The sequence below is a fragment of the Phyllobacterium sp. YR531 genome (assembly GCF_000282595.1).
Lineage (GTDB): Bacteria > Pseudomonadota > Alphaproteobacteria > Rhizobiales > Rhizobiaceae > Phyllobacterium.
Window position 1 is genome coordinate 1 of record NZ_AKIZ01000035.1, and the last position, 12,020, is coordinate 12,020.

15 protein-coding genes are annotated in these 12,020 nt (G+C 54.5%); 7 read left to right on the top strand and 8 right to left on the bottom strand.

Features of this window, described 5'->3' with window-relative positions:
* The 4 genes from PMI41_RS17815 to queF all read left to right on the top strand — a co-directional run.
* Positions 1-364, top strand: a 364-nt coding sequence (locus tag PMI41_RS17815) for a 7-cyano-7-deazaguanine synthase (protein ID WP_008127175.1), incomplete at its 5' end; no start/stop codon positions are given.
* The gene (gene queE / locus PMI41_RS17820; protein WP_008127176.1) at positions 361-1,014 is read left to right on the top strand and encodes a 7-carboxy-7-deazaguanine synthase; all 654 of its coding nucleotides are present in this window, start codon (positions 361-363) and stop codon (positions 1,012-1,014) included. The genes PMI41_RS17815 and queE, both read left to right, overlap by 4 nt.
* Positions 1,015-1,083: 69 nt before the next feature.
* Positions 1,084-1,470, top strand: a complete 387-nt coding sequence (locus tag PMI41_RS17825) for a 6-carboxytetrahydropterin synthase (protein ID WP_008127177.1) — start codon at positions 1,084-1,086, stop codon at positions 1,468-1,470.
* Positions 1,467-1,925 (top strand): preQ(1) synthase, encoded by a 459-nt coding sequence (gene queF, locus PMI41_RS17830; protein WP_008127178.1) that lies wholly within the window; start codon positions 1,467-1,469, stop codon positions 1,923-1,925. Before PMI41_RS17825 ends, queF begins: the two co-directional genes overlap by 4 nt.
* 217 nt (positions 1,926-2,142) lie before the next feature.
* On the opposite strand, the gene leuC is transcribed toward queF, so the two are convergent.
* From leuC to rimM, 6 genes are all read right to left on the bottom strand, one after another.
* Positions 2,143-3,552, bottom strand: coding sequence for a 3-isopropylmalate dehydratase large subunit (gene leuC, locus PMI41_RS17835; protein WP_008127181.1), 1,410 nt, complete (start codon positions 3,550-3,552; stop codon positions 2,143-2,145).
* A 143-nt stretch (positions 3,553-3,695) separates the two neighbouring features.
* Positions 3,696-4,517, bottom strand: a complete 822-nt coding sequence (locus tag PMI41_RS17840) for an amino acid ABC transporter permease (protein WP_008127184.1) — start codon at positions 4,515-4,517, stop codon at positions 3,696-3,698.
* A 14-nt stretch (positions 4,518-4,531) separates the two neighbouring features.
* Entirely contained in the window at positions 4,532-5,326 is a 795-nt protein-coding gene (locus PMI41_RS17845; RefSeq protein ID WP_008127186.1) for a transporter substrate-binding domain-containing protein, read from the bottom strand.
* Positions 5,327-5,497: 171 nt separating this feature from the next.
* Complete coding sequence (gene rplS / locus PMI41_RS17850) at positions 5,498-5,950, bottom strand: 50S ribosomal protein L19 (protein ID WP_008127187.1); 453 nt, start codon at positions 5,948-5,950, stop codon at positions 5,498-5,500.
* A 177-nt stretch (positions 5,951-6,127) separates the two neighbouring features.
* Positions 6,128-6,811 (bottom strand): tRNA (guanosine(37)-N1)-methyltransferase TrmD, encoded by a 684-nt coding sequence (gene trmD, locus PMI41_RS17855; protein WP_008127188.1) that lies wholly within the window; start codon positions 6,809-6,811, stop codon positions 6,128-6,130.
* Positions 6,811-7,386, bottom strand: a complete 576-nt coding sequence (rimM, locus tag PMI41_RS17860) for a ribosome maturation factor RimM (RefSeq protein ID WP_008127189.1) — start codon at positions 7,384-7,386, stop codon at positions 6,811-6,813. The genes trmD and rimM overlap by 1 nt, the downstream gene beginning before the upstream one ends.
* Positions 7,387-7,509: 123 nt before the next feature.
* Here rimM and PMI41_RS17865 point away from each other — a divergent pair, with 123 nt between their 5' ends.
* The 3 genes from PMI41_RS17865 (at position 7,510) to PMI41_RS25290 (ending at position 9,986) form a co-directional block, all read left to right on the top strand.
* On the top strand, positions 7,510-8,466 hold the full coding sequence (locus PMI41_RS17865) for a tyrosine recombinase XerC (protein ID WP_008127191.1): 957 nt from the start codon (positions 7,510-7,512) through the stop codon (positions 8,464-8,466).
* 21 nt (positions 8,467-8,487) lie between these two features.
* Positions 8,488-9,546 (top strand): TraB/GumN family protein, encoded by a 1,059-nt coding sequence (locus PMI41_RS17870; RefSeq protein WP_008127194.1) that lies wholly within the window; start codon positions 8,488-8,490, stop codon positions 9,544-9,546.
* A 92-nt stretch (positions 9,547-9,638) separates the two neighbouring features.
* Entirely contained in the window at positions 9,639-9,986 is a 348-nt protein-coding gene (locus PMI41_RS25290) for a hypothetical protein (RefSeq protein WP_008127195.1), read from the top strand.
* A gap of 68 nt (positions 9,987-10,054) precedes the next feature.
* Here PMI41_RS25290 and lpdA read toward each other — a convergent pair whose 3' ends face one another.
* Together lpdA and PMI41_RS17885 are read right to left on the bottom strand one after the other, a co-directional pair.
* A complete protein-coding gene (gene lpdA / locus PMI41_RS17880; protein ID WP_008127197.1) occupies positions 10,055-11,461 on the bottom strand; it encodes a dihydrolipoyl dehydrogenase in 1,407 nt (468 codons plus the stop codon).
* Between the two features lie 30 nt (positions 11,462-11,491).
* Positions 11,492-12,016, bottom strand: a complete 525-nt coding sequence (locus tag PMI41_RS17885) for a hypothetical protein (RefSeq protein ID WP_008127198.1) — start codon at positions 12,014-12,016, stop codon at positions 11,492-11,494.
* Positions 12,017-12,020: the final 4 nt, after the last annotated feature.

The following is a 12,020-nucleotide window of genomic DNA, read 5'->3' on the forward strand; positions in this document are numbered from 1 at the left end:
GGCCCCCCTTGCCTATCGTCGCGGCTTGCGTGTCATCATCGGCGGCATGTGCGAAACAGATTATTCCGGTTACCCGGATTGCCGGGATGATACATTGAAAGCCCAGCAAGTGGCACTGTCGCTGGGGCTGGACCGTCGCATCACCATAGAAACGCCGCTCATGTGGCTGGACAAGGCAGAAACCTTTGCACTCGCAAAAGAGCTTGGTGGCAAGCCCTTGCTCGAGCTAATCGTCGAAAACAGCCATACCTGCTATCTCGGCGACCGTAGCAAACGCCATGATTGGGGCTATGGTTGCGGTAAATGCCCTGCTTGCGACCTGCGGTCAGCTGGCTGGCAGAAGTTCAAGGCGGAGGCAGCGTGACCTACGCCGTCAAGGAAATCTATCTGACGCTGCAAGGCGAAGGCAACCACACCGGACGCGCCGCTGTGTTCATGCGTTTTGCCGGCTGCAACTTGTGGACCGGACGGGAACAGGACCGGGCAACAGCCACATGCCAATTCTGCGATACGGATTTTGTTGGTGTTGACGGTCCTGGCGGTGGCAAGTTCAAAACGGCCGACGCGCTGGCCGATGCGGTTGCCGCCGCATGGCCGCAGGGCGGCGGCGGGACACCCTATGTCATTTGCACGGGCGGCGAACCTTTGTTGCAACTCGATGAACCGCTCATAGAAGCCTTCCATGCGCGCGGCTTCGAGGTGGGAATAGAGACCAATGGTACGATTGAGGCTCCAGCGGGTATTGACTGGATATGCGTATCGCCAAAGGCAGCAGCCCCACTCGTGCAAACCAGTGGCAATGAGCTGAAACTGGTCTTTCCGCAAAAGGAAGAAGAGACGCATCCTTCGCGTTTCGAACAGCTTTCATTCCAGCATTTCTATCTGCAACCTCTTGACGTCATCGGTGATCCGGCGCAAACCGCCGCGCATGTTGCATCTGCAGCGGCCTATTGCCTCGCACACCCGCTTTGGCGGCTGAGCACGCAGACACATAAGATGAACGGCTTACCATAGGGCAAACCCTTTCGGTGCCGTGTTTGATATTGCGGGCGCCTGTATTGCGCCAATGCGAATGGAGCACTTATGAGAATCTTCAACGAATTCACGTTTGAGGCGGCACATCATTTGCCGCATGTCTTTCCTGATGGCCACGTCAATACGAGACTGCACGGACATAGTTTCCGTGTGCGCGTGACACTTGAAGGAAAGCCCGATGCAAGAACCGGCCTTATCGCCGATCTTGGGCTGGTAGAGACTGCATTCGGCAGCGCCCGCGACAAGCTCGACCATCGTTATCTCAATGAAATTGAAGGGCTCGAAACCCCGACGCTGGAAAACATCGCCATGTGGTTGTGGCGGCATTTCCAGCATGATTTGCCAAGCCTCGCGCAGATCGGTGTTTATCGTGATACTTGCGGCGAAGGCTGCGAATATCAGGGAGAATATGAAACGCGGAGGGCAGCAGCATGAGCCATTATGCAGAAAGCTCAACCATGCTGGGCAAGGAGGTCAAACTCCCGCAGCATCCCGATGAAGCGATACTTGAGGCTGTTCCCAACCCTCAGGCCGGAACCTTGTTCCTCACGCGCTTTGCATGCCCCGAGTTCACTTCGCTATGCCCCGTAACCGGACAGCCGGATTTCGGCCATCTGGTTATCGACTATGCACCGGGTGAGACTTTGCTCGAATCCAAATCGCTGAAACTGTTTCTCGGCAGCTTCCGCAATCATGGCGCGTTTCACGAGGATTGCACTGTAAGTATCGGCAAGCGCATCGTCGAGACAGTCAAACCCTTGTGGTTACGTATTGGCGGCTACTGGTATCCGCGTGGCGGCATTCCAATTGATGTGTTCTGGCAGACAGGCCCAATACCTGAGGGATTATGGTTGCCGGATCAGGGCGTGCCAAGCTACCGGGGACGGTAGGTTTGCTCTGATTGCATTCGTATTGTGCGTGGTTCGCCCCTCGACAAGCTCGGGAGGGCTCACCATGAGGAAGGTAGGTTGATTGCGGGACGCCTTTGCAAGCAACGCAGCAGCACCGATATCAGTGTGCAGCCCATCCACCCTCCTCATGGTGAGCCCTCCCGAGCTTGTCGAGGGGCGAACCACGCAAAACAAATCTGCAGCAACAACAGCTAACTTACTTCCATTCGCGAATGTCGACAAAGTGTCCGGCAATTGCCGCAGCCGCTGCCATGGCTGGCGATACCAGATGCGTGCGGCCCTTAAAGCCTTGACGGCCTTCAAAGTTGCGGTTTGACGTTGATGCGCAACGTTCACCCGGCTTCAGGCGATCATCGTTCATAGCAAGGCACATGGAGCAGCCCGGCTCACGCCAGTCAAAACCTGCTTCCTTGAAAATCTTGTCGAGCCCTTCGGCTTCGGCCATTTCCTTGACCAGACCCGAACCTGGCACGATCATCGCATCAACGGTTTCGCTGACCTTGCGGCCTTCAACAACCTTGGCAACAGCGCGAAGATCCTCAATGCGGCCATTGGTGCACGAACCAATGAAGACACGATCAAGCTTGATATCGGTGATCGGAGTTCCCGGCTTCAGGCCCATATAGTCGAGAGCGCGCCACTTGGATGAACGCTTGGTCTCGTCAGCGATATCGTCGGGATTAGGCACGGCGCCCATGACGGAAATGACGTCTTCCGGCGAAGAACCCCAGGAAACGATTGGTGGCAGGTCTGCAGCATTCAGCACGACAACCTTGTCGAAATGCGCACCCTCATCGCTTTGCAAAGTCTTCCAATATTCGACAGCCTGATCGAACTGCTCACCTTTCGGCGCACGCGGCTTGTCTTTCACATAGGCGAATGTGATTTCGTCTGGAGCGATCAGGCCGGCACGCGCGCCGCCTTCAATCGACATGTTGCAGATGGTCATGCGGCCTTCCATCGAAAGCGCACGAATAGCTTCGCCCGCATATTCAATGACGTATCCCGTACCGCCAGCAGTTCCGATTTCGCCGATAATGGCGAGAATGATGTCCTTGGCGGTCACGCCTTCCGGGAGAACGCCGTCCACACGCACCAGCATGTTCTTGGCCTTGGACTGGATCAGCGTCTGGGTTGCGAGCACATGCTCGACTTCCGACGTGCCAATGCCATGCGCCAAAGCACCAAAAGCGCCATGGGTGGAAGTGTGGCTGTCACCGCAGACAATAGTCATGCCCGGCAGGGTAAAACCCTGTTCCGGCCCGATAATGTGCACGATGCCCTGACGTATGTCTTTTTCCGAATAGTACTCGACGCCGAAGTCCAAAGCATTCTTGGCAAGAGCTTCAACCTGAATGCGGCTTTCGTCGTTCTTGATGCCATTGACGCGATCCGGCGAAGTTGGAACATTATGATCCACAACCGCAAGCGTCTTTTCCGGGTGGCGAACCTTGCGGCCGGTCAGGCGCAGACCTTCAAAAGCCTGCGGGCTGGTAACCTCATGCACAAGGTGGCGATCAATATAGAGCAGGCACGTGCCGTCATCCTGCTGATCGACCAAATGGTCATCCCAAATCTTGTCATAAAGTGTGCGTGGCGCAATCATCGCGATATCCTGGCAGTAGGGTCTTTTCGATTATTTCGTGGGACATATGCACTCGAGGCCGGTCAACGTCAAGAAACAAGCTTTAAAAGTGACAATGCGCCGCTGTTTGCTGGCAGAAAACCAGACAAAATTACGTGAGGCGGCTAATACCGGGTTCGTTGATCAAGACGGCGTTCAACCCATCGCAACAGCAGCGAGAGGCCAATGGTCAAAATGAGATAGATATAGGCCACCACAGAATAGGTCTCAAAGAAGCGGAACGATCCGGAAGCATAGACCTTCCCCATCTGCGTGATATCGACAACGCCAAGCACTGATACGAGTGACGAATCCTTGACCATGGCTATGAAGTCATTTCCATAGGGCGGAAGGATCGTGCGGGTAGCCTGCGGCATGACGATAAGTCGAAAACGCGGAAAACGGCGCAGCCCGAGCGACTTTGCCGCTTCTATCTGACCGGCATCGACAGACTGGATACCTGCACGGAAAATCTCGGCGAGAAAAGCTGAATAGGCAAGCACGAGCGCAATGATTGCGCGCCACAGCAAGGAGAAATCACGCACCAGCAGCGGTTCCAGAATGCCGGCGTTCTGCAGCGGCTGCGTAACGAAGTTCCATAGGTAAATAGCGGCAGGTGCGCCAACGAACGCGATATAAAACAGCAGCACCAGCAACGGCACGCCGCGCATGATTTCCACATAGAAGCGCGCGATCTGTCTTACGGCGATATATTCCGAACGGCTCATGATAGCCAAAGCGAGACCCAGCGCTGATGCCAGGAAAAACGCCACCACAGACACCCAGATTGTTATCCAGATACCTTGAGCAACTGTGGAGAATACCTGCCCGTAAAGAGGATTGACGATGATCGCCATGCCGAGCGCAATGGCAATTGCCGCGGCGACCACGAGCCACCACGGAAAATCAGCCTTTTCCGCCGAACGCGATGGGGCTTCAGGTTTCAAGAACCCAAACTCACCTACTGGCCAAGCTTGTAATCGAGGAACCACTTCTTGTTCAGCGCATCGAATGTGCCGTCTGCCTTTAGTGCGGCGATAGCAGCATTGACCGGAGCGACAAGATCAGAGCCTTTAGGAAAGATGAAGCCGAAATCTTCCGCACCAAGCGGTCCACCAATCAGCTTCAACGCACCGCCGGATGCATCAACATAACCTTTGCCCGCCGTGCTGTCGGTCAGGACGAGATCAACATCGCCCGTCTTCAGCGCCTGAATGGTTGCACCGAATGTTTCGAACAGTTTGATGCGCGTATTCTGCTCGTTGCCATCGAGCACATTGTAGACAGCAACATAGAAATTGCTGGTTCCGGGTTGTGCACCGACCAGCGTATCTTTGGATTCCGAAAAGCTTTTCGCATCGGTGAAACGCTTCTCGTCGCTGCGAACCAGCATGAACTGCTCGGAACGCATATAGGGTTCAGAGAAATCCACCTTCTGCTTGCGCTCATCATTGATGGTGATGCCTGTCATACCAACCTGATACTGGTTGTCAGACACGGCCTGAATCATCGCATCCCAACTGGTGTTGAGATATTCGATCTTGAAATTCAGGCGCTTGGCGATTTCGTTCATCGCATCATATTCCCAGCCAACCGGTTTGCCGGTCTTGGGATCGACAAATTGCAGCGGCGGATAGGCGTTTTCCGTCACGACGGAAACCTGCTTGCCGCCCAGATTCGGTAGATCGGCGGAGAAGGCGGAGATAGGAAACATGGCCAGCGCAATCGCTGCCAGAAAAACGGATCGCAAGCTCATCGGAGTCCCCTGTCGTACAATAAACTTTGGCAAACTGATTTCACCTTGTAACCAGCGCGTCAATCCCCGCAAGCATCTCAGTTTCTAGTAATGGTTGCGATATTGGAAAAATTGCCCAAAACAGAAAAGGCGGCCCGAAGACCGCCTTTTCCTAAAACTCATGCACAGCGCTTATTCAGCAGCTGGTGCCTTTGCAACGGTTGCTTCTGTTACTGTCTCGGCAGTGCCGGTTGCAGGAACGGAAGTCTTGTTCTTGCGGTTGTCTTTCTTCTCAACGATACGAGCAGCCTTACCAGTAAGACCACGCAGATAGTAAAGCTTCGCACGACGTACCTTACCGCGGCGAACAATCTCAACACCTTCAACCAGCGGTGAAATGATCGGGAATACGCGCTCTACACCTTCACCGTAGGAAATCTTGCGAACTGTAAAGTTCTCGTTGATGCCGGCGCCATTACGGGCAATGCAAACGCCTTCATAGGCCTGCACGCGAGTACGTGTACCTTCAGTAACACGTACGTTTACACGAACTGTGTCGCCTGGCTTGAAATCTGGAAGCACGCGCTTGGCTTCGATTTTAGCTCTCTGTTCGAGATCGAGCTGGCGAATGATATCGACGGCCATTGTCTTATCCTTTTATTGTTCAAACAGTCAGAGCGTCCACACTGGAAAGCAGCATCATTGGCCGCATTTCTATGCCTCGAGAGAGGCAGGGGCGAATTCACCATTCATTGATTAACAGACTTCGGATTTTCCGAGTTGGCGGGCAGATACACCATAAAACCCGCTTTGTCACCTGTTTTACCGATTCTTTTTATCCCAAAGATCCGGCCGCCGCTCACGCGTCAGCCTTTCCGCCTCGGCACGCCGCCATTTATCGATAGCGCCATGGTTGCCGGAAAGGAGCACGTCCGGAATCCGGCGCCCCTCCCATTCTTGCGGCTTGGTATAATGTGGATGCTCAAGCAACCCGGTTTCAAAGCTCTCGGTTTCGCCGGAAAGACTATTGCCCATGACACCGGGCAGCAGCCGCACAATCGCGTCCAGCACCACGATGGCAGCCGTCTCACCACCTGAAAGTATATAATCGCCGATGGAGACTTCCTCGAAATCACGGCCCTCGATGAGGCGCTCATCCACGCCTTCAAAGCGGCCGCAAAGCAGGATCGCACCCGGTCCTGCTGCCAATTCACGCACCCGCTCCTGTGTCAGCGGTTTGCCGCGAGGGCTCATGAAAAGCTTCGGCCGCTCATCCGCCACATGATCCACGGCACGCCCGAGCACATCAGGTTTCATCACCATGCCTGCACCACCACCGGCAGGCGTATCATCGACCATCCGGTGCCGGTCAGTGGCAAAATCGCGTATCTGCACGGTCTCCAGCGACCAGGCACCTTCCGACAATGCCTTGCCAGCCAGCGAAATGCCAAGCGGTCCGGGAAACATTTCCGGGTAGAGCGTCAAAACGGTGGCGCGGAAACCCATCAGGACTTGTCTTTCCCTTCGCCGCCAAGCTGCCTGCGACGCTCTTCATCTTCGTTCTCATCGGGAAGAAGGCCAGCGGCGGCAGGGTCAACCACTATATGACCTGCTTTGACATCGACTTGCGGAACTGCAGCCAACGTGAATGGAATAAGCATTGGCCGTTTGCCGGGAATGGTCAATTCGAGCAGATCACCGCCGCCGAAATCGAACATGGCAGACACCTTTCCGTGCCTTTTGCCTTCCGCATCAACGGCCTCAAGTCCAATCAGGTCAGAGTGATAATACTCATCTTCATCCAAGTCCTGCGGCAACTGTGCCCGCTCGATAAACAAGGTGGTTCCGTTCAGGGCTTCGGCCATGTTGCGATCATTGACACCGCGAAAACGTACAACAACCACGGTCTTTGCCGGGCGGATGTCCAGCACTTCAAATGCCCTGCCGGTCACATCGTAAAGAGGCCCGTAATCGCCAAGCGCCATGGGATCTCCGGTGAAGGTTTTCACCCTGAGTTCACCTCGCGTTCCATGCGCCGCGCCGATCACTGCCAACTGAACCGGATCATTCAATTTCGCCATTGTTCTATCCACTTAAATTCTCTTAAGCCCGAATTAGAGCAAATGCCTGATAAAACCAAGGCGAAACGTTCTCGTAAGGGTTCCTATGCCATTGTTGTTGCATCAAAGCCAAGGAGCGATGCCATGGGCGTCCGACTGCCAACCGAAGAGTTTCTCGTCTCTGCACGCGCCGACCTGATCGATGCGCGTGAGGACTGGCTGAAATCGCTCAAAAATACCCGCCGTCTGGCAACGAACACGCTTGAGGCCTATGAGCGCGACACAAGACAATTCTTCCAGTTTCTAACCGGGCATCTGGGTGAACCTCCAGCATTGAAAGATGTTGCGACACTGCGTATTGCCGATCTGCGTTCATTCCTGGCACGGCGGCGCAATGACGGTGCAGGTGCACGCACGCTTGGACGCGGACTGGCTGGTATTCGCTCTTTCCTGCGCTACCTTGAAAAGCAGGGCATGGCCAATGCTGCGGCATCCATTGCCATGCGGGCACCGAAACAACCGAAATCGCTCCCCAAACCGCTGACAACGATTGATGCAAGGCGTGTTGTGGAGATCGGCGAACAGCTCAACGAAGAACCATGGATAGCCGCCCGCAATGCTGCCGTGTTGACGCTGCTTTATGGCTGCGGCTTGCGCATATCCGAAGCGTTGGGCCTTGATGGTGGCAAATTGACCGACCCCGGCGCTCGTTCGATCCCGATTACCGGCAAAGGAGGCAAGACACGCATGGTTCCCCTGCTTCCGATTGTGCATAGGGCGATTGCAGAATATCGCAGGCTTTGTCCCTATGACCTTGAAGATGGCAAGCCGCTGTTTCGCGGTGCGCGGGGGGGTGAACTGCACCCGGCTATTATCCAGCGTGATATGCAGAAAATGCGCGGGGCGCTTGGCCTGCCCGATACCGCAACACCACATGCATTGCGCCATTCCTTTGCAACGCATCTGCTGGGTCGCGGGGGTGACCTGCGTACCATTCAGGAACTGCTGGGTCATGCCAGCCTTTCAACGACACAGGTCTATACTGGTGTCGATACAGACCGCTTGATGGAAATTTACGACAGGGCGCATCCGCGTGCCTGATTGAAGCAATTGAGATCCGCCATGGACAATGATACCCTATCTCCGATCGATCGTTATGCTGATGCTTTGTTACGACTTTGCGCCTTTCTTGGCTGGCTTGTGCTGGCATCATTTTTTGCTGTCGCTTTCAGCGCCACTTATGCCCGTGCGCAGGAAGTATCCTGCGGCGGCAATAATCTTATCGAAGAAATGGCCAAGTCAGACCCGGCAAAACTCGAAACTTTGCGCAAGGAGGCTGATGCTACATCCAATGGCCATGGTCTGTTGTGGAAGATCGAAAAGCCCGGCGCGAAACCCTCATGGCTCTATGGCACGATGCACCTGACCGACCCGCGCGTTCTCAAACTTTCTGATGCTGCGGAGCAGGCATATAGTTCTGCTGATACAGTCGTTATCGAGACCGATGAAATCCTCGACCCGAAGGGGCTTTTCAAAGTCATGGCCGAATCGCCGGAACTGATGATGTTTTCTGACGGTACAACGTTGGAAAAGATTATCCCCGCCGACAAACTCGACGCTGTAAAAGCCGCATTGTCAGAACGCGGAATCTCGTTGGGCTCCATAAACAAGATGCAGCCCTGGATGCTGACAAGTATGCTCGCCCTGCCGGCATGTGAACTGGCCCGCAAGAATCAGGGTATCGCATTTCTTGATATCAAGCTGGCGCAGGATGCAAAGGATAAAGGCAAACAGATCGCGGGGCTGGAAACCATCCGCGATCAGCTCGGAGCAATGGCAGCATTGCCGGTAAAATTTCACATAGATGGTGTCATCGAGATGCTGGCGCTCGGACCGAAAATGCCGGACATATTCGAAACGATGACCGTGCTCTATACGCAAGGGGATGTCGGCATGATTTTTCCGCTGATGAAGTCGATCTCGCCCGACGCAACTGGTCAAAACTATGCAGAATTTGAAGAAAGAATGGTCAATGCACGTAATCGCACAATGGCCAAGAATGCAGAACCAATAATAGCCAAAGGAAATGCATTTATAGCTGTTGGTGCATTACACCTTCCCGGTGACCAGGGCTTGGTATCTCTTCTGAAGAAGCAGAACTATACAGTCACCGCGCAGTAAAAGCGCTTCGTGGATGCGGGCGCTTGGAACTTTACACAGCAACACCCGTTATTCCTTCATCGGCATCGTTTGAGTGCCATGGAGGATAAAACATGACCTACGATCCAAACCTGCAACGTCCAGTCGACGATCCGTTGAATCCGGCCAATCCGGCAAAACCCCATACAACGGTTGTCAACAATAAGAGCGGTGGCGGCGGAACCTATCTGATCGCCGGCATCATTATCGCTGCGATTGTTATCGGTGGTTATTATTTCATGAGCGGCAGCACTGAAATGAACGCTCCTGCACCAACAGCGCCAGCAACAGATACGACCACACCGCCAGCGGCAGCACCAGCGCCCGCAGCTGAGCCACCTGCTTCAACTGCACCGGCACCTGCGCCAGCTGATCCCGCTCCTGCGCCAGCTCCGGCCCCTGCACCGGCTCCAGCAAACTAATAGGCTTGGTTGAAAATACAAAAAGGCCCGAATTTTCGGGCCTTTTTCATGTGCATTAGCGGAAATGGTTACATGTGGATCGGCTTGGCGAAGGTAGCCAAAGCAGCTTCGCGTACGGCTTCCGACATTGTCGGGTGAGCATGGGTCGTGCGCGCGAGATCTTCCGAAGACCCGCCAAACTCCATGAGGACAGTCGCCTCGTGGATCATCTCGCCTGCTCCATAACCAAGGATATGGACGCCGAGAACACGATCTGTCTTCTTGTCCGCAAGGATCTTGACGAAGCCATCCGTGTGCAGCATGGCGCGCGCGCGACCATTGGCTGTGAATGGGAACTTGCCGGACTTGTACTCGACACCGGCAGCCTTCAGTTCTTCCTCAGTCTTGCCAACTGAAGCCACTTCCGGCTGCGTGTAGACGACGCTTGGGATCGCGTCGTAATTGACGTGTCCGGCCTGACCAGCGAGGATTTCGGCAACAGCAATGCCTTCGTCTTCAGCTTTGTGCGCCAGCATCGCGCCCTTGACCACATCGCCAATGGCGTAAATACCCGAAACATTGGTCTGCCAGTGATCATTGATCGCAACGCGGCCCCGATCATCCACCTCAACGCCAGCCTCTTTCAGTCCGAGGCCGTCCGTATAAGGCTTGCGACCTGTCGAAACGAGAACCACATCGGCTTCAATTGTCTGGGCATCGCCGCCTTTGACCGGCTCGAACGTGACCTTTGCGCCCTTGTCGGACTTGTCTACCGCAGTAACCTTGGCAGAGAGCTTGAACTCGATGCCCTGCTTTTCCAGCATGCGCTGGAACTGCTTTGAAACTTCGCCGTCCATTGGTCCGAGAATCTTGTCGAGAAACTCGACCACGGTAACCTTGGCACCAAGGCGCGCCCATACGGAGCCGAGTTCAAGACCTATGACACCGCCGCCAACAACAACAAGGTGTTCCGGGACAGCTTGAAGCTCGAGTGCGCCTGTCGAGGAAATGATGATTTTTTCGTCGAATTTGACATCAATTCCTGGAATGCCTGCTACATCGGAGCCGGTGGCAATCACGATGTTCTTGGCTTCAACTTCCTGAACCTTGCCATCCTCGCTCGTCACCGAGACTTTGCCCTCAGCGACAACCTTGCCGGTACCAATAAATGTGTCGATCTTGTTCTTCTTGAACAGGAAGGCGACGCCATTCACATTGGCATCAACAGTCGCCTGCTTATGGGCAAGCATTGCCGGAAGATTCAACTTCAACGAGCCTACTTCAACACCAAGCGTCGCATGCGAATGGCCGGCTTCGTGGAAAACTTCTGAAGCATGAAGCAGTGCCTTTGACGGGATGCAGCCAATGTTCAGGCAGGTTCCGCCAAAAGTTGCGCGCTTTTCGATGACTGCGGTTTTCAGACCGAGCTGTGCTGCCTTGATGGCGCACACATAGCCGCCGGGGCCTGATCCGATAACGACGACATCATATGCCATGATTGATTCCTTTGTTGTAACCCGTATCAATTATTGTTCGGGAACGCATTCCTTGAAGCGAAATACTTCCCACGGAAATGTTTCGATTGGTTTTTCTAGTTTGAAATTAAAATTGCTCATTGCGCCGGAGAGGTTGGGCAGCAAAAGGGCCTGAGCGGCAGGCTCCTTGGCTTTTGGCAGATATTCCGCATCCACACCGTCTTTCAAAGCGTAGGGAACGCCTTCCCAGACCGTACAAGCTGCCAACTCGTCGCCGGTCGCATCGCCGCTAGGGCAATTGAACATGATGAGCCCATTTGGCCGTGCAGCTTGATCGCGCATGACAACGCCGTCCAGCTTCAAGTCCGTCTCGTTACGTTGCAGCACGAATTCATTCGATGTCGCGACAGGCTGATCTTCCGGAAAGTGCTTGAAGGTCAGCGTATAGTCATCATCCCGATCCGTATAGACAGCGCGGTCCTGTGTGCATGCCGCATAGGCAGGGGACGCAAATGCGATTCCCAGCGCAGATATCACTGCAAGGCTTCGTCTGGTGGAGCGGAAGAAGACCGTCATGTGA